Genomic DNA, 18,769 nt, shown 5'->3' with positions numbered 1-18,769 from the left:
TTATAAAATAAAAATATAAAAACTGTGATGAGAATTAAGTTTTTTCATCTCGAGAGCAACAAAGAACTCAAAGCCAGTGAGGAAGTGAAGATGTCGAGAACTGTAACAAATACCAAAATCAAACAACCTTTTTTGCCAAAAGAGCTAACTAGGTGTGATAAGACTCAATGGGGTCTACTTCTTATTATGCCCATTGAGCTTTATTGATTGTTTTTTATTCAGAAATGACGTTTTGTATCTATTACACTCCGGTATGTTGGATATACCTTACATCCAAATGTTAGGGAGACACAACCTTATCAACTGGTGGTACTATCTCATCAGAAAAAAGAACTTCTTGGCTTGTTTCATCTGCTACCTGACCAACGCTGTTCTCGCCATTTACTGTGATGAGTAATGTACCTTGTTGCCACTGAGAAATATCTTCATCAGTAGTACGCCAAAGGCCATCAGACCCGACATTTGTTTTTTTTGTATAATTCTGGCTCGGAATGCCTTTTGTAGTCACACTTATCGTTAGCTCAGCATTATTTTCAAATCCCTTTGAACTGCCAGATACAGAAATTATCCTTGTATCACCTGCTAGTAAATCGTCAATAGAGTCCATGAGAGTTAAAGGCTTGAGTGCTATATCCTTACTGAACATCATACCTCCATGAGACTCCAAAGCGGTATCTTCATACCCAGACACATCCAATGAAGATGTAGCGGTATTAGTTGGTAACTCCAGTACATCAACCCTACCGACCCAGCTAATTGAAACGTCTTCGATCATAGGTTGATCTTCAAAAATAACATTTTGCCCATTTAGTATTGCCGTTGGCTGCGTAACTCGCTCATTAAAAGTCAAGGTGACTAAAGCGGATTGACCATCTATGAGTACTTCTTGTATGTCACTCACTTTTTCTAGCGTAGTAGGCAATACTTCTATCACAGACTGGACAACTTGGGGCTGGATTTGGTCTTCATACCTAGAGCGTTTGCTGACGGTGGCCTGACCAACCGAGGGAATTTCTGGACCCGTGACTTGCACTGTAAAATCAGCTTCCTCCCAAAAAGTCATATTTTGAGTAGGCGTTATCCAACTACCATCAGGGCCATTGGTTGTAACCTCTATAGGACCAAATTTATCTTCAGGACGTTTATCGGAAAGCACGTTGACAAGCAAACTTGTGCCACTCTCATACCCTTTTGTTGTGCCACTAAAAGTAACTTGTGTAATGTCATCATCATTTTCACCATTAACAATGTTGTCTTCAGTAACGTCATCAACTGTAATCATCGGAGTGACAAGAATTTCTTCGGTAAATTCTTGATGGTGGTTATTCACTTCATCATGGTAAGTCTCTTTAACAATGAGTTGTTTTGACACTTCATCAGCTTTAAGGGTGATAGCTTCAGACGTCTCACCAGTCCAAACTAATTGATATTCATCTGCCTTTTCAAAGACGACATCAATCCCATCAAAGGTCGCTTCAACATCAGCTACTGGTTCTGAGAACTCGATAGTAAAAGAAACGGTGTCATCCTGAGTTGGAAACTCCGGAGATACTAGCACACTTACTTTTTGTGGTACTTGGTTATCAACATAATAAGTTGATGCTATGGTAGGGCTGACTCTATTTCCCACACCATCTTTTGCAATGACTTCAATTTCAAATTGTTTGACATCCTCAAAAATTACTTCTTGAGAATCAATAATAAAATCATAAACTTTCCTATATTTTGTAGACTCATCGCTATTCACAAAATCAATATCAGTAATTAATTTTTTTTTTGAATTATCGACACCAAAAACCTTTAAACTCTCAACATCAACTGTTGATGAATCTTCAATTATCAATGTTGAAGTGACTTTACCTGCTATTTTAAAATCATTACCAAAGTCACTCGCAATAAATGCTCCTTCTTCTTGTACCTCATTTGGCGCAAGAGTAACTAGCGGCGGTTCTTGATCAATACTGCTTCCAGCATCATCAAATACAGTACCACTTCCAAATGTAGGATTTGCTGTAGCAAAGTGATCGGCTTGAGTAAGTGCATACTGAGATTCAATACCCGCATCAGTGACTATCTCATAATAATACCTAGCCAAACTATCACGATAAGTTTCAGAACTCAGCTCATCAAAACCAACAAGGATTTGACCGCTTTCTCCTTGCCCATCAGCCATACCATCATAAGATAAGTCTTCATAAAAAGCGCTAGCGTAATCAATGGAGCTGGCGTCACTTGCGCTGTTTTCATGTGCCATCTCTGTCAAACTTTCAAGTAAAAAGCGGTAGATATATTCGTCACTCAAAATAGGTGGAAGGCTAGAACTCAGCATTTCATTAGTCGCATAAGGAGTCCGAACAGGATCAAAACCAAGCATTGAGTTTGCTTGATTGTTCAAAGCGCTGTTTACCTCCACTAATATTTGTTCAGCCTTCGCTACCGTTTTTTCACCTGAATCCAAACTATCCCATTGGCTATCGAACAATCCTGTGTGGTAACTTGAAAACTCGGTAATATAAAGTGTTGTATTATCTGCAGAAGAAAAATACGCACCAAGGTTATCATTTGTAGAAATAGCAACTGGTATTGATTCATCTTTACTCCACTGATAGTAGTGAGTACGACCATCACTCTTAACAAATACTCGGAAAAACTCATAGTCAGCCGAATCATAAGTTATCGTACAACTTGCCACATCATGTGCTTGACCTACCTGCTGTGTAGTACAAGATTTAAGATAATTGAATGCGCCATTAGACTTAAGTCCTTCGAGCCTTACTTGAGCATTTATAAAGGGTGAAACAATCGTCACCTCTGGCATATCAAATGTTGACCTAAAATAAACTTCTTGAGGAGCGCTCTCATTGCCAGATGCATCAATTACCGAAATAGCCAACTTCTGTATATCGTCGGAAGTCTTATCCCCAAAATATAAATCAAGGACCTCCTTTGAATAAGGTATGTGGTATGTCATTAGAGGAACTTTACCATCAACATCATACTTAAGAGCCTTAAACGGAATGGCTACATTTTTTCCGGATGCAGCGTCACTAGCTTTTTGCGTGGTTTCTGTCTGGTAGATGAATGAATCTCCCCCTTGTTCCTTTGAAAAATACTTGACCTTTAAAGTCAAATTATCAGCAGATGAACCATAGACATTGTCATCACTAGTATCGTCAAAGATTGTAGCGCTTACAAAAGGTAAGGAGACATCAATTAATGACTGCTCATTAAAATCGGTAAAATCTAACTCTGGATGAACTACCGATACCCCTCTTGATGCATAATCATAAAGTATCTTCAGATACTGAGTTGAGCTTCCGACAGACAAGTTATTATACGTTGCCTCTGAATACTCCGCTTCAAAACTAATACCCTGATCATCTTCAAAATTAAAGAACTCTTCTGGGTATTTCAGCTGCAAAATAGGTGCAACGTTATCATTATATAAAGTAAAGTAGGATTCACCTATATTCTCATTTATGTCTTCAGTCGTTATCTTAAAATTGGCCGTATCCCCAAACGCTGCTGTAGAGTAGCCATTAGTTTTAAATTCACACCATGTTTGAGAACCAAAGATTTTTGCCGTACATAAATAAGGTTGTGGCGCTCCACTCGATAGTGAAACGTAAACAAACCCATCAACTAACGACTCGGGGTCTTCTTTTACTAACCCTTCTAGAATGTAGGTCGGTGTTGATTCATTAATGGTTTGTGCCGAAGTGATCTGAATAATCGGCGCTATATTATCCCATGTGAATGGTAATAAAGTGCCGGACATATCTTCATTACCCATGACATCAGAAGTTTGAACCAGTAAATAGGCTTCTGGAGATAAACTTTCATCCTCAGGATCTAAATATGTCGTATTTATATTGACTTTTAGGCTGGTTTCCCTAGGTCCAACAACAAAATCACTGTCATCAACCCAACATAAAACATCATTTCTATCCTCGTTAGAGCTACATGTGGTGTCGTTCCATTGCTCTGATTCATCGAATCTATGCCGTAGGGTGATTTGGGTATCAGACACTCCTATATCATCGCTAATAAGCAATTCTACTGTATCCAAACCTTTGAGAACAGAGTTGCCTTCACGCTCAGCGCTAGGGGGAGTTTCGTCAATCTCTATTTTAGTTCTGGATAAAATGACCCCTTCATTGGCTCCTACACCTCTATCATTAAGATAATTTGCCATGCTCTGGTAACGATCAAAAGCCGCACCATCCATAAATTCGTCAAAATGTTCACTATCTAGCCCAGATGCTAAGTTAATCTCTGGATCGGTGACGACAATCATTACGTGCTGAGCAATCGAATTAGTATAAAAATCTGTATCAATACGCTCATTACCAAAATAGATAGGCTGCGGAAACGAGCCTGTTCTATCTAACTCTTCCCCATCAAGATATCCATCAGCTAATACATCGCGATAGCCAATGTCGGATAAATTCATAGAGGTATACGCATCCCCACCATTGGCGCCTTCTTTTAATAAATCGTATGCAAATGAGGCGTATGCTGTTAGTAACGCGCCGTATAAATGCCCATCAGTTGCAATACCAGAAACACCACCTTTTGTGATATCAATGGGTAAAACAGAATTAACGTTAAGCTCTTCAGATCCATACATAGAACTCACTATACTTATCGAATCATCAATGGCTTTTGCCGCTGGAATCCCACTTTTTATCTTAAATTCAGCTAAGCCAGTAACAATGTAAGTCAGAGGGGTTACCATAACCTGTTGAGATATTCCCTCTGTATAATTGAATACACTGGCCATATGTATCGGTTTACCATTACTAAACTCTACGTGATCTCCCGAAAGAGGATCTTCATATATCCCTCCCTTCACTTCAATGTATAAAGGCATAGATGATGATTCCACATCTATGGCGAACTCCCCCTTTACAGAAGTGGATACTGTGCCTAACTCACGCCCTAGCAAACCATTGTTAAATTCGTATATTGTCACATCAGCTTTTGATACTGGCGCATCAAAAACCACACCCGTAATTGTTGCTATTTTTCGAGAACGAGGGGATGAATCTTCTCCACCCCCTCCTCCACAAGAGCTAAGAATTAATATTGTTACAACGATAAATATTAATTTTCTAAAAGATCCAAAACCCGGCATAGTGAATATTTTTGTTGAGAGAAACTATAAAAATTATATTTATAATAAAACGAATAACAACACGGCAAATTATCTAAAAATAGACACCAAAAACAGACACAACTTGATAATAAACATTAAATTCGAATTTTATCTAAAAAAAATAACTATATGAGCAGTTAAATTGACTTTTGAATGTGATAATTACTACCTATTTAATTTTATTTATTTTATATTTAGGACGCAGGTAACACATTAAAATTATTTTTATAAATATATATTTCATAAGCATAATGACGACGTATGATTCAGTAAATAATATATTTAACATTATAATTTCGGTGATTTCAATAGGATTGATTTATTTGTATTTTAAATAAAAACCAGGATTTAATATTTAAAATTCATGTATGATATATACATATTGATGATTTCATCAGATCAGATGATATTAGGATGTAAAATAGTTTTTCTACTATTTAGTAACATTTAAATGTTCAAAAATAAAAAGCAGCGAATGTTATTAGTTTTCGCTACTTTTTTATCATCGATATTTATTCGGTGGGAGAAATCGTCACTGGCTTAAAGGTTGCTACAACATTACCACCAGCCCCGGGTCGCTCAACATAAGGGGTGTTTTGCATCAGGGTATAGTAAGAATCAAGATAGTCATCATCGTTGGTTAATACTCCGTCCGGAATAACATCAATAATTCTATTCGTTATTTGAGCAATGATGGCATAACCTTGAATTTCTGGGTCAGGGATCATTTTCAAAATGTCTCCTGCGGCTTTAACTAAGATTTTCGCTAGCTCTTTATAGTCCGTTCCGTCGTCTTGTTCCATCAATATCATATCAACAGCGCCCCAACGATAACGTGGCCAGAAAATCATGGTTTGGCTTGGGTAGTAATCTTTACCATCGTAATCTAAATACGGCATATCGACCAAGTCAATTTCAGGTTCAACTCGGCTTGGATCAACACCTGTAATGATGGCGTACACTTCTGCCTTGCCTGAGATCCATGGCTCTTCATCATCATCAAGGCGAATTTTAGTTAATTGAGTGGTATTGAGTGGTTCCACATCGCTAAGTTGAGACGAGCGCCTAACGCCTTGCTGGGATTTAGTCAGTGGTGTAGAACTACCATCGGTAATCAAATTAGAATCTTGACCTAAACGATTCATTTCTGCCCGCATCGCCATTAAGCCTGCACGAAGCTCTTTCGCACCATTACTGTCAACCACAAGCACAGGGACATCTGGCATTTGGTAAATATCCAATTCATGGATTTGCCCGTAAACATCATAAGCTTCGATATATTGCCAATTTGAATCATCACCAGAAGGTTCAAACGCGAACAGCGGGCTTTCTCCTCCCTTCCAATCTTTGATCATTGACGCATCAGCAATTCTTAGCTCCATAACTGAATCAGTATATTGGGTAATGCCTTTAGTTTGACGGTATTGAAAGTCGGCCTGTTGCATCTGCTGTTTGAATGCAGAGTATGGCTGAGCACTGTCTACAGAATCCAAACCAGTCGCCAGATTCTTCTCTGTGATTTGTGATTTGATTGATTCCTCTAAGTCGTCATAGACAGCGCTGATGTGCATAGCAAGCGCTTGTTTCTGTTGTGCAATCTCCTCAGATTTTGATTGTGCGTCTGTTGTGTTTACAGTTTTTGCGTTCAACTGGAAGCCAACCATAGTTGTTGCAAGCATCAAGCTGATAGGTAGGTTTGGTCTCATAAAAATGATCCTTATTTGAATTTTTATCCCTAATAGAGCTTTGCCCTACCCCTCCCAACCTATCACCTGTATCAATAAGTGGAACAAAAGCGATCGATTTTTGTTCTATTTTTCAGATAGAGATCACTTAATGAACAAATTGTTCGAAATTCAATCTATGGCGACTTGGAATTTTAAAATTGATTAATCGGTTAATATGCAAGGGATAGTATTATCATTTAAATTAGTAAGTTAGAGGCTAAATGTACCTTGCTGTAAATCCAATATTACAGCCTTTACAGCTCTTTTGTTTGAGGGCATATATGAAGAGCAAATACTCTATCTTTACAAAAGATTGTAAATATGAATGAGAGGTACCTCTTGGAGAGAGTCCCGAGGGATGGCGGTAATTTATCGATAGCGAAAATAGTCTTTGCGAAATTGACTAATTTGTTGCTCAGCATAGATTTGCCATTCACTATCTGATAATTCTGTCATCATACTTTGGCTTTCAAGCGATATTTGAAGAGCTAAAAGCTTGGTTTGGTATTGCTCAACGCTATTCTTTTGCTGAGTAACTTGTTTTTCTCTAGCTTTAATCGCCGTAAAACTTTCATCAGTCAGGTATTTTTTCGCTAATTGGATTTTTATCTCATGAACCTGTTCTAGAGAGTATGAGCTGGGGATTGAACTAATTCCTTTCTCATATTTTGCACTATTTGATACAAGTGCCAATAACTCCGCTTGAGGATGCCATTTATCTAATAATGTTTGGTAGTTATCGACAAAATCTTCTAAGGGAGCGTGAGAAAGACTTTGCAGCTCAAGACTGAAATCATAAAAGGCAAACTCATCGGCAAAAATCACATCGGCAAAATCGCCCCAAACCATTACTGCAATCTGCTTAAATTCTTCTACTTTATCGGCCAGTAAAATGAAACGATTAAGTTCAGTACCTCCCCAAATTTGTTGCCAGTCTTTATTGAGTTCGAGGTAGCGCAAGAGCAGCTGATATCGAAAATCAGGTAATTGCAGTTCTAAATTTGAGAGTTGGCGAGAGCAATCATCAAGGTGCCGGCAATCACGCCAAAATCGCTCCAAAGCTGCAACTAAATCTCTACCTTGGCTATTGACTAATAGTGTCTTAGAAGGGGTTGTAAGTACCTCAACTGAATGAGGGGAAACCGTTTGGACTGCTCGGTTAGCTGAGTGATTGTCCATGGTCTCCACACCCAGCTTAGGTTGCTGTATCTTGGCCTTGCCCGCGACATCAACTTGCATTTCCTCTTCTGGCCAAAGATAAATGCCCGCGATAACCGCGAGCATAAATAAAATATAATGATAGGCCATCACTTGATCACTGCACTAACGGGAAAATGATCTGACAAGTTGTAGTGTTTCCAGAGCCTCTCATCGGTAGTACGAGGGACATCTACGCGATTATTATTATGCATTTTCACTGCATATTCGTTGCTCACCATGACATAATCGAGGTATTCAACATGCTCTCCTCCCGATAAAGCCTTACCGGAAAAGTCATTAACACGGGGGTCGAACGTTGATTCTGTGTAGCCCGAGTAGTCTGGCTCAATAACACTCAAATTTTCCATCATAAGTTGATAGTCAATGGGGAACTTCAGCTTATTAACATTAAAGTCACCACTGTAGACTACCGTTTCTTGGGAAGGGATTTCTAAGGATTTAGCCAAGGCACGGATCTGTTTAAACTGACGTTGTCGGTACTCCCTAGCTTTATCTGTATCAGAAGAGGCCGTATGTGAAGCAAACACATGGTAAGCCTTACCCCCTTTAATAACTTCTGCGTAGTTAACACCTTTATCCGCGAAGCAATCTGTGCCCGCACAATCTGGAAATACATACTGAGCCTGCTCCACAATAGGAAAACGACTTACAATGATGACACCACCATCGTGTATGTTCGCACCCTTCTTGTCTAACATCTCAGTTTGATAAGGGTATTCCTTCGCCAACTCACGCAAAAATTCATTACGTCCGCTAGCAAACACTTCCTGCAGGGCCAAAACATCATAACCCAATACATGATCAGGAATAATATCGAAGCGATCATCTATATGGGAAGCCATGACAGGTAAAGCCCAAATATTATACGTCATGATTTTTAGTGTATTTTCGTCCGGTTCGGATACCTCTCCGCTTTTCACTGGCGTAATCGTATAGTGAAGGTCATCATAGCGAGCAGTTTTAGAAGACTTAAAGCTCAGTTCCGAGTTGTGTTCACCAAATGCAGAAGTACTAAACCGGTGAACTTCTCGGTCATCTCGCAATGCAAGTTCCAGATCTGAAGATGACACACCATATTGGATTGATGAATTATACCAATGTCCATCCATCACTTGGTTCAGCTCTATAGCTTCTCCAACAGAGTTCGAGACTACTGTGTTAAATCTATATGTTTGGCCCGACTTTACCCCTTCCCAACGATTAAAACTCAAAACCAATTTCGTTTCCCATGGACCGAGTGTCTCTACAGGTTGCTGCCACTCCTTCCCATACTCCAATGTGTCAGAGCCATCATGACTAACTTGTATGGTTAATGGCTGTGATGAATTATTGGTCAAGTATACGTCTGTATCTGCCATAACAGGCGTTACAACGAGTGAAACTAGCAAAATCTTCCACAGCTTAAAACTCATGTTATCTTCCTTTATCTGAATTTACGGTTAAAATTTAGACTAAATATGTTTCATATTTGTTATAAATAAATTAAAGGATATGATTCATAGTCTTAATTATAAAACGTGATGACAAAGAACTTTTTAACGAATTAAAAGCTCAAAGTTTGAACTCGTTTAAACATTCAGAACTCTAAATGCAATCATTATTTTTATCAAAATGCAGCCAGACAGTAAGTATCTTTTGGCATTATATTTTTCATTCTTAGGCTTCATTTAAAAATTCAAACATTAGGATAAAAATTTCTCTATGTAGAGGCTGGATAGTTGCCCGTTAAAAATGAAATTTTTATGCACTCGATACCTATGAAAAGTATGGGGAAATTTTGTTTTATCTAAAGTTTTAAATACTAAATATAGTTTGAGCTGTAACTAACAAAAAAACCACCAAATGTGGTGGTTTTTATAGATATAATAGGTTGAAAGAGTAAAGATTTTCGCTTTCAACCTTATGTTTTTTAAATACTAAATAAATTTAATCATCATCTTTAGGTAAAATTTTCTTTTTCGGAATAAAGACCGAATCACCTACAGCAACATTCTGGTAAAAACCTTTGTCGCGTTGCACTGGTTTTTTGCTCAGCTTTTTACTAGTTGGCTTAGACTTCTTAACCACTTTATTCTTAACTCGGTAGTCTGTTTTTTTAGGTTTCACGCCTTTGAACTTCCCTTTGAGGCCTTCTAATTCAGAGAAAGTAATATCCTGCTGTAAATAGGTTTCAATACGTTTAAAGCTATCCCAATCTTTGGGGCCAACTAAAGAAAGGGCATCACCTTTATTTCCCGCTCTACCTGTACGGCCAACACGATGGACGTATTCTTCGGTATGCTTTGGCATATCAAAGTTGACCACATGAGTCACATTGGCGATATCGAGCCCACGAGAGGCAACATCCGTTGTAACCAAAATCTTAAATACGGCACGTTCAAATTGGCTCATGATTGTGTTTCGCTGAGTTTGATTAAGATTCCCACTTAAGGCGACAGCTTTTAATTTATTTGCATTGAGTTTTTCAGTCAGACGCTCAGTATCAACACGAGTTGCTGTAAATATAATTAACTGTTTATATTCAGCTTCCTGTAATATACGTTCTAAAACCAATTCTTTGTGATCGAGGTGATCACAAAGATAAAATGTCTGAGTAATGTCCTTATGCTGCTCGTTTGAAACTCCTATTGCAATTCGCTTTGGAGCATCCAACATTTCATACGCAATGCTGTTGACTTCAGCATGATCAAGTGTCGCTGAGAACATCAAAGTTTGGCGACGGCGATGCTTGGCTGCACTGCTAATCCGGCGCAGCTCAGGGGCAAAGCCTAAATCCAACATACGGTCAGCTTCATCTAGAATCAGAGTCTCCAGCCCATCCAAATACAACGAACGATGTTCAAGATGATCAGCCAAACGACCGGGTGTAGCGACAATAAACTTTGGGTAACGGCGCAACGCTTTAACTTGGTCGTTAAAGTTTTCACCACCAACAATTAACGTCGCCTCATAAGACAGCCCACCCAACATAGAGCGTAACTCACCATACACCTGTTTTGCCAATTCTCGAGTAGGGGCAAGAATAACTCCTCGGGGATCTTTGGCAGAAAATGCTTTGTTCTTTAAGGACTTGTGTAGCATAGGTAACACAAACGCAAGCGTTTTTCCTGAGCCTGTTTTTGAAGAAGCAAGCAAGTCTTTTCCAGCTATAGACACCGGTATGGCTTGCTGCTGGATTTCTGTAGCTTGCTTAAAATCAAAATGCTTAAGATTTTTCAATAAGCGATTGTCTAACCCTAACTCTCTAAAGTGCAAAGTATTCTCCTGTTTATGTGTGTCTCAGTCTTACTTTTGTTTAAACCCAAACACGGAAATTAAAAAAACGCGCCATGATACCCTGAAAGTGTAGGAGTGGGTAGAGATCACAGAAATTTTCCATTTCATCTTGGTTTGGTACTCATTCTAGTTAGAACATTAACATTTACATCCACTGGCTGTGAGACATGTATCAATTAATTCGATAATTGCTTAAATTCTTGGGTTTTTTTGACTTTCCCTTGCTTTTTGACAGGCAGAATAGAGTCTACACTTTAGGAATCGTCACTATATGAGCGTAAAAGTATAGGACGTCTTTTTGATACTTTACATGCAAGGAGTTCTTCTATGAACAAAATGTTGATCGCAGCTGCGGCCTCTTCTGTACTTTTTCTCGCAGGTTGTGCTTCAGGCCCAGACGACGCATCTTCAGCAAAACTTGACGAGCTAAGCAATCAGGTTAGCCAGCTAAGCCAAGATGTTCAGGCACTTAAATCTGAGTCAATGTCAGCTCGTGAAGAAGCTGAACGTGCTAACGAGCGCATCGACAACATTGCCCAGTCTTACACAAAGTAAGTCTGTCAATATTCGATTAGAAAGGGTCTGTGAACACAGGCCCTTTCTGTTTTTTTAGTCAAAATTTATCAATCAATAAAATCAGGTGAAACCACTTCAACGGGTACACCATTTTGGGCTAGGATGACCGCTTTTGCTTTAACATCAGATAGCTCGAATTCGTCTAACCACCATCGTAATTCCTCAGGTAACACTAACGGCTTTTTACTACCATCGCTTCGGGTCAATGGCTCGTGTGCTTCAACAAACACACTCCGATCAGGCTCAAGTGCAACTTTAATTGGCTCATTAATAACTCTCACTTTTTCGCCTAAATCCACTTTGGGAAACAACCAATCAATATCTTTCGGATCCATACGGATACAACCTGAGCTTACACGAAGTCCAATACCAAAATCTTTGTTTGTTCCATGAATAAGGTACTCACCAATACCATAAGCCAATCGCATTGCATAATCTCCAAGCGGATTGTCAGGGCCTGCTGGCACAATGTTTGGTAAGTCGATACCTTTTTCTCGGTATTCTTTACGAATTGATTTTGGCGGCTTCCAGGTTGGATTACGCTTTTTCTGACTGATACTTGTCGCCATTTCCGGCGTATCCCTACCAATTCGTCCAATCCCCACTGGAAAAATATGCACCACATTATTTTCTGGCTGGAAATAGTACAAGCGAAGCTCAGCAAGATTAATAACAATACCTTCTCTTGGTACACTCGGAAGTATGATACGAGTTGGGATAATCAAGACATAGTTTTCAGCAGGCAAGAAAGGGTCGACACCTTTGTTAGCCGCCATTAAAGATAAAAAACCGACATCATAGCGCTTTGCTATGTCTGAAAGGCTTTCACCTTCTACCACTTGGTGATATTGGGTTCGCCCAACAATATTGCTCCCTTCTGCTGGCATTTGATAAGTTACCGCCAACACATTCAGACTAAAGCAACATAAAAGAGGGAGAAGAATACGCAGCATGTTAAGCGTCCTTAGCTTCCTTATAAAGGCGTAAGGTTACTTCCCTCTCGACCTTATGATCAACTATTGGATCAGGATATGACACGTTTCTTACATCCGGACACGCCCAAGGCTTATGAATATAGGAATCTGGTACCTCGGCTAATTCAGGTAACCAGTGTCGGATGAAGGCTCCAGATGGATCAAATCGCTCTCCTTGCGTAATAGGGTTAAAGATCCTGAAATAGGGTTGTCCATCACACCCAGTAGAAGCACACCACTGCCACCCTCCATTATTGGAGGCGTAGTCACCATCAATAAGATTGTTGATAAAATATCTCTCACCTATTCGCCAATCAATATGGAGATCCTTAATAAGGAAGCTGGCAACAATCATCCTAAGACGATTATGCATCCATCCTGTATGATTAAGTTGTCGCATAGCAGCGTCCACTATGGGGTAGCCCGTTTGACCCATTTTCCACGCTTCAATCCATTGACTATCATTGTGCCAAGTAACACCTTCACCCCAAGTAAGAAAGCAACGTCCTTTACAGAGCTTAGCTTCAAAATAGATAAGATGTTGATAGAACTCTCGCCATATCAATTCACTTTGCCACACTGCTCGTCCTTGGTTTAAAGGTAGTGTTTGACCATACATAAGTCGAGCCATACATTGACGAACTGATAAAGCTCCAATGGCGAGATAGGGGGACAGTCTACTGGTGCCAGAAATGGATGGAAAATCACGATCACTAGCATAACGATCTACATGCTTGGCATCAAAGTCTCTTAGCTCAGCAATAATAGAGTGCGTATCTGCATGCCATGCCGTACTGTTTTTTCTTGGGTAGCTAAAAGAAGAATCTTGATGGAACAGCAATGACCTCACCGCTTCTGGTGTGGGTAATACTACTCCCTTTGGCGTTTTTTTGACCTCGAACGACTGTTGACCAAGCTTGGCAAGGTATGCATTTTTATACGGAGTGAAGACTTTAAAGTAACGACCTTGCTTATTAATTATTGTTCCTGGTGCAAAAATACATTTATCTTCGCAGCATTTTACATGGATGTTATCGGCTAATAATTGGCTGACCAAGCAATCATCACGCTGGCATTCATCCACTTCATATTCACGATTTACAAATACTGTGTCAGCCTTCAGGCTTTTGGCAACATCGGCAACCCGCAATACACTATCTGAAAACTGTGGAACCTCGTCGTATAACAAATCAATGTTTAGCGCTGCCAACTCCTGGCTAAGTTGCTGTAACCTTCGAAATATTAAGTCGGCTTGAATAGGTGCTAAACCATGATTTTTCCATGTTTCATGCGTTGCGATATAAATACAGACGACAGGTTGACCATAACTGAGGGCTTCAATTAAAGCCGTATTATCATCAGTTCTTAAGTCTCGTCTTAACCAAACAAGCTTCACTGTTCACACCGTAACTGTTGTAGAAGTTCAGAAACCATTATTTGCCCAGAAAACGTAGCCTCTAATTGGTTAAGCGCCGCCAATTGAGATTCACTGATAGCTCTAGCACTGTAGATACTAATAAGAGAAAACTCCTCAACTGCAGGATGAATAACTAATCCCGATAAATCATCAACTTCATCCAACATGGTAATATTGTACCCCTTTCCAACCAACGACAGTGCCATCAAACGAGAACCAATATCGGTATTGCCAAGTATGCTAATAACCAGAGCCTTGCCAGAGCGAGTTGCTTTATTCTCAGACTCAATGACCGAGTTCAACTTGTTCAACATTAATGAATGAAACAAACCTGATTGAAGTGTACGCAAACATTGTCTGACGGGAAACAGCGCCTTCAGTATTGGTTGAATGAACTGACTATCGACGACCTTGAGCGGATACTCTTTTACCACAGCATTAATAAGAGTTTCAGCCTGACCTTTGTTCAAGTTGGCTAAGGCATCTAGTACAGATTCAACATCCTCTAACTGAGTATCATTATCTATCATATTGATAGATTCACTGTTGCCTGCTTCTATAAGAGCTTTGACCTTACCTATTGATACTCCTTTGTTCAACCATCCTTGAATTTTATCAATTAAATCAATATGCTTTTGGGTATAGAGTCTATGACCTTTTGGCGTTCTTTCAGGTTCAATCAAGCTATATCTTCTCTGCCAAGCCCTTAAGGTTACTGGCTTAACCCCGGTCATTTCAGAGATTTCTCTAATGGCGTATTTCTTCATTTTATAACCCGTACCTCAGCCTCATTTCCTGAGGGTGAGGCTGTAAAAACTTCTGCTCTGATAGATACTCATCTGGATACGCCGCCAAATAATGTTTAATTAAAGTAATTGGAGCCAATAAGGGTAAAATTCCCTGACGATAATCTTCTATCACTCTGCATAATTCAACTTTTTCATCTTTACCGAGAGCTCGTTTGAAGTAGCCTTGTAGATGCATCAACACATTCGTGTTGTTTTTTCTGCTCGCTCGATGAACAACCGCTTTCATTAAACCTTCTCTGTACATTTGGTAAAAAGTATTTGAGTCATAATCTTTAATATTCGCGACCAATCGGCCCAAATTTTTATAGGATTGAGGATGATGGGCCATCAAAGTCAGTTTGTATCGTGAATGGAAAGCAACTAATTTTCCTGCGGTAGGCTCGTCTCCCATCGAGTCATAAAAATCTCTCAGCACAAATATTCGTGCGATAAAATTTTCTTTTAGCACTGGATCATTTAAACGGCCGTCTTCCTCTACAGGCAACCACGGCATTTGTTTCATCAATTCTTGAGTAAAGAGCCCAACACCGGTGTTTTCCGCCCCACCTTTACGATATATTTTAACTCGTTCCATACCACAGGTAGGCGACTTAGCACAAACTATGTATCCACACAAATCTTGGTTCTTAAGTTCCCCAACTTTTTGCTCGGAAAAATCCAGCATTTTAGCCGTGTGTTCAATGTCAGGATTTTTGGTCTCAACCAATGCAACTCTTTCTTGGTCAGATATCAAACGAATCGTAGGACGCGGAACAGGCATTCCCATACCAACTTCTGGGCATACAGGAACAAATTCAAAATATGGCGTTAATTCTTTGGTCACAAATTTGCTGGTTTTATGCCCGGAGTCAAAACGAACGTTTTCCCCTAAAACACAAGAGCTGATACCCACTTTAATCGAGTTTGTCATGTTCTGAGTCCTCAGTTGAATGGTATACAAAAAAAATTCTTGTATAAGAAATAGCACAGGTTCTTTTATTTGTACAATATTTAAATTTGTATAAGTTAAGGTTAGATACTTGTTCACAACACTTTGAGGTCAAATAAAAAACAATCTTTTTTTGCAAATCGATTGCTTTAACTCTTTCAACATAAAACGTTATCACCACAAGTAACAGTAACGATAACAGTGACTTTTGTGATGTGCATCTCATGGCAGCAAACCAGATCTGGCTAGTATTCCCCTACCGATTTTCAAATCAACACAATTAGTGATCAGAAGTTATATTGACTAATTATTCGGAGTAAATACTATGGCAACCCCACACATTAATGCTCATCCAGATGATTTCGCAGAAACGGTTTTAATGCCAGGCGATCCGTTAAGGGCTAAATACATTGCGGAAACTTTTCTTGAAGATGCCAAACAAGTTTGTGATGTACGCAACATGTTCGGCTATACAGGCTCATACAAAGGACAATGTATATCTGTTATGGGCCACGGTATGGGGATCCCATCATCTAGTATCTATGTACATGAACTTATCACAGAGTATGGTGTGAAAAATATTATCCGTATAGGTAGCTGTGGTGCGGTAAGAGATGATGTTAATTTAATGGATATCGTTATTGGCATGGGCGCATCAACGGACTCCAAAGTAAACCGTATACGATTCAATGATCATGACTTTGCTGCAATTGCAGATTTTGGTTTATTAGAAGAAGCGGTTAAACAAGCACGTTCACAGAATGTATCAATCAAAGTTGGTAACGTTTTCTCAGCTGATCTTTTTTACACCCCAGAATCTGAGATTTTCGAAAAGATGAAGAAGCTCGGTATCTTAGGTATTGATATGGAAGCTGCTGGTATTTATGGCGTTGCAGCCGATCATGGAGCAAAAGCGCTGACGATTCTAACTGTCTCTGATCACATTATACGTGGAGAAAAGCTCAGTTCAGAAGAACGCCAGGAGTCTTTCGATGACATGATGAAAGTGGCACTAGAAACAGCCATCAACATATAACGAATCATATTTTGCTACCAAGCGGGTTGCTTCGGTAGCTTTAATAATTCCGAGGTGGAAATAGTGATATCTGGCAAACTGCCTATGGAAGCAGATGGGTTGCAACTCAATTTTTGTAAAACATTGGCGTGTAGTAATTTTGGACTGAGCGAAGCGTATAGATATGTGCTGCAACATGCTAATCCCAAACGACCTACGATGGTTTGTCGGGAATGTGGCGCTTTTCCCCCCTTACTTAACAACCAAGAAGTCATAAACGAGTTACACCGTTTAAGACAACTTCACAGTGACGGTTTACCCGCCTGCCGAAATAGTTATTGTGAACACTTTGGTCTTTCCGTTCACACTCACAAGCACGTATATCATGCTTTTGGCTATAGTGGTGACCGCCAACGTTATCGTTGCAAACTATGTCAATCAACCTTTGTTGATAAATGGTCTGGCACAAATCATAAACTATCCTTCCAAGAAAGCTTACTGGGGTTTCTTTTCACTGGATATTCTGTACGTGAGATTTGTCGCAAGTTAGAAATCAACCCAAAAACCTTCTATGACCATTTAGATCATATTGCCAGTAGATGCCGTCGAAAACTGGCTATGTTCGATGCTCGCTGGGTTAATCACGCCAATCAATATGAATTAGCATCCGATTACCTACCATTACAACCTAAAAGCAATAATGGTGTGCTTTGGTTCGTTACTGGTGAGGCTCAAACTGGCTACATACTATGCCAGCACGTTAATTACTCTGGAAATGAAGAGCCGCAGGGCAGTATTGACCACGATCCCTACCAACCCTCTTCTCGGCTTGTAAGTCATGAATATTCTCTAGAGGCATATACACCGATTCCCTCAGGATCTTTGGTATTGAAAGAGCGAATTGACCAAAAATACCAAGCTATTCTAGCTAGGAGTAATGTCGAAGATCCCATGGGCAATTTAAGTCATCTTCATTACCCAACCAAAGGCGCTCTAATCAGGCCACCCTATACTTCATACGCACATTTTTTACATGTCCTTTCACTTTGTAACAATGAGCGAAGAGTGACTATGTATCTCCCTCAAGATCCTGTGTTACGCTCTGCAGCATTGAGCGTTGGCCTATCAAGAATCCAGCGTCAAAATATCGACCTGATGTATGTAGAGGAAGATAAAGGCTGGAGGAGTAGCAATAGTATCGACAAAATTGATATCCTTCATATGGGGTGGTGGCGAGACCGCTGGGCAATCACCACAGCCGATGGCGCTTCTAAGGGCATTTGTTACCTTGCTGGAGATAATAATCAACCTAAAGAATGGCTTAGCAAAGCGAGCGTGCGTCAAACCGCCTTTTATCAGCATAGATTTCAAGCACTTTTTGAAGACTTTATCAATGAGCCTAGACGTAAACTCCGCCCTGGAGGTTTATTACCATTACTAGATATATTTAGAGCATGGCATAACTTATGCTACCAAGGTAAGAGTGGTATGACAGCAGCACAGAGTCTTGGTTTGACTCAAACACCTCTAACGCTTAGAGAACTGCTTTCATAGTTGCTATATTTGAAGCAAGCCATTAAGTCTTGAGTGTATTCGTGCTGTAGTCGTATTAGTCAATCTTTGTGTAATGGCGATGAATACATATTGTATATTTTGCTGTGAAGGGGT

The 18,769-nt window shown here is 39.6% G+C and carries 12 protein-coding genes; 3 read left to right on the top strand and 9 right to left on the bottom strand.

The features are described from left to right. Positions 1 to 280 precede the first annotated feature (280 nt). The 5 genes from KO511_RS04000 to KO511_RS03980 all read right to left on the bottom strand — a co-directional run bounded on the left by KO511_RS04000 (position 281) and on the right by KO511_RS03980 (position 11,361). Positions 281 to 5,137, bottom strand: a complete 4,857-nt coding sequence (locus KO511_RS04000) for a hypothetical protein (protein ID WP_215986181.1) — start codon at positions 5,135 to 5,137, stop codon at positions 281 to 283. Between the two features lie 533 nt (positions 5,138 to 5,670). Beyond that, a complete protein-coding gene (locus KO511_RS03995) occupies positions 5,671 to 6,864 on the bottom strand; it encodes a DUF3103 domain-containing protein (RefSeq protein ID WP_215986180.1) in 1,194 nt (397 codons plus the stop codon). Positions 6,865 to 7,254: 390 nt separating this feature from the next. Further along, positions 7,255 to 8,193, bottom strand: a complete 939-nt coding sequence (locus tag KO511_RS03990) for a chromosome segregation ATPase (RefSeq protein WP_215986179.1) — start codon at positions 8,191 to 8,193, stop codon at positions 7,255 to 7,257. Then, on the bottom strand, positions 8,193 to 9,518 hold the full coding sequence (locus tag KO511_RS03985) for a sphingomyelin phosphodiesterase (protein WP_215986178.1): 1,326 nt from the start codon (positions 9,516 to 9,518) through the stop codon (positions 8,193 to 8,195). The genes KO511_RS03990 and KO511_RS03985 overlap by 1 nt, the downstream gene beginning before the upstream one ends. A 514-nt stretch (positions 9,519 to 10,032) precedes the next feature. Continuing rightward, positions 10,033 to 11,361: a DEAD/DEAH box helicase gene (locus KO511_RS03980; RefSeq protein ID WP_215986177.1), complete on the bottom strand. Its 1,329-nt coding sequence runs from the start codon at positions 11,359 to 11,361 to the stop codon at positions 10,033 to 10,035. Between the two features lie 348 nt (positions 11,362 to 11,709). Between KO511_RS03980 and KO511_RS03975 the strand changes: the two genes are divergently transcribed. Next, positions 11,710 to 11,937, top strand: coding sequence for an Lpp/OprI family alanine-zipper lipoprotein (locus KO511_RS03975; protein ID WP_215986176.1), 228 nt, complete (start codon positions 11,710 to 11,712; stop codon positions 11,935 to 11,937). Between the two features lie 68 nt (positions 11,938 to 12,005). On the opposite strand, the gene KO511_RS03970 is transcribed toward KO511_RS03975, so the two are convergent. From KO511_RS03970 to KO511_RS03955, 4 genes are read right to left on the bottom strand one after another with little or no spacing between them, the layout of a single operon-like run. After that, a complete protein-coding gene (locus KO511_RS03970) occupies positions 12,006 to 12,911 on the bottom strand; it encodes a L,D-transpeptidase family protein (RefSeq protein WP_215986175.1) in 906 nt (301 codons plus the stop codon). A 1-nt stretch (position 12,912) separates the two neighbouring features. After that, positions 12,913 to 14,328: a deoxyribodipyrimidine photo-lyase gene (phrB, locus tag KO511_RS03965; protein ID WP_215986174.1), complete on the bottom strand. Its 1,416-nt coding sequence runs from the start codon at positions 14,326 to 14,328 to the stop codon at positions 12,913 to 12,915. Continuing rightward, positions 14,325 to 15,116: a MerR family transcriptional regulator gene (locus tag KO511_RS03960; RefSeq protein ID WP_215986173.1), complete on the bottom strand. Its 792-nt coding sequence runs from the start codon at positions 15,114 to 15,116 to the stop codon at positions 14,325 to 14,327. The genes phrB and KO511_RS03960 overlap by 4 nt, the downstream gene beginning before the upstream one ends. A 1-nt stretch (position 15,117) precedes the next feature. Then, entirely contained in the window at positions 15,118 to 16,068 is a 951-nt protein-coding gene (locus KO511_RS03955; RefSeq protein WP_215986172.1) for a YbgA family protein, read from the bottom strand. Positions 16,069 to 16,411: 343 nt separating this feature from the next. Here KO511_RS03955 and deoD point away from each other — a divergent pair, with 343 nt between their 5' ends. Next, entirely contained in the window at positions 16,412 to 17,122 is a 711-nt protein-coding gene (gene deoD, locus KO511_RS03950) for a purine-nucleoside phosphorylase (RefSeq protein ID WP_215986171.1), read from the top strand. A gap of 63 nt (positions 17,123 to 17,185) precedes the next feature. Beyond that, the gene (locus KO511_RS03945; protein WP_215986170.1) at positions 17,186 to 18,655 is read left to right on the top strand and encodes a lactate dehydrogenase; all 1,470 of its coding nucleotides are present in this window, start codon (positions 17,186 to 17,188) and stop codon (positions 18,653 to 18,655) included. The last annotated feature ends 114 nt before the right edge of the window (positions 18,656 to 18,769 follow it).

Source organism: Vibrio hepatarius (assembly GCF_018860525.1).
Taxonomy (GTDB): Bacteria; Pseudomonadota; Gammaproteobacteria; order Enterobacterales; family Vibrionaceae; genus Vibrio; species Vibrio hepatarius_B.
This window is presented reverse-complemented; position numbering and strand designations above follow the sequence as displayed.

What these genes read in the sequence shown, in the direction of transcription:
- KO511_RS04000 (WP_215986181.1), bottom strand. Translation starts at nt 5,137, where the DNA reads ATGCCGGGTTTTGGATCTTTTAGAAAATTAATATTTATCGTTGTAACA.
- KO511_RS03995 (WP_215986180.1), bottom strand. Translation starts at nt 6,864, where the DNA reads ATGAGACCAAACCTACCTATCAGCTTGATGCTTGCAACAACTATGGTT.
- KO511_RS03990 (WP_215986179.1), bottom strand. Translation starts at nt 8,193, where the DNA reads ATGGCCTATCATTATATTTTATTTATGCTCGCGGTTATCGCGGGCATT.
- KO511_RS03985 (WP_215986178.1), bottom strand. Translation starts at nt 9,518, where the DNA reads ATGAGTTTTAAGCTGTGGAAGATTTTGCTAGTTTCACTCGTTGTAACG.
- KO511_RS03975 (WP_215986176.1), top strand. Translation starts at nt 11,710, where the DNA reads ATGAACAAAATGTTGATCGCAGCTGCGGCCTCTTCTGTACTTTTTCTC.
- KO511_RS03970 (WP_215986175.1), bottom strand. Translation starts at nt 12,911, where the DNA reads ATGCTGCGTATTCTTCTCCCTCTTTTATGTTGCTTTAGTCTGAATGTG.
- KO511_RS03960 (WP_215986173.1), bottom strand. Translation starts at nt 15,116, where the DNA reads ATGAAGAAATACGCCATTAGAGAAATCTCTGAAATGACCGGGGTTAAG.
- KO511_RS03955 (WP_215986172.1), bottom strand. Translation starts at nt 16,068, where the DNA reads ATGACAAACTCGATTAAAGTGGGTATCAGCTCTTGTGTTTTAGGGGAA.
- deoD (WP_215986171.1), top strand. Translation starts at nt 16,412, where the DNA reads ATGGCAACCCCACACATTAATGCTCATCCAGATGATTTCGCAGAAACG.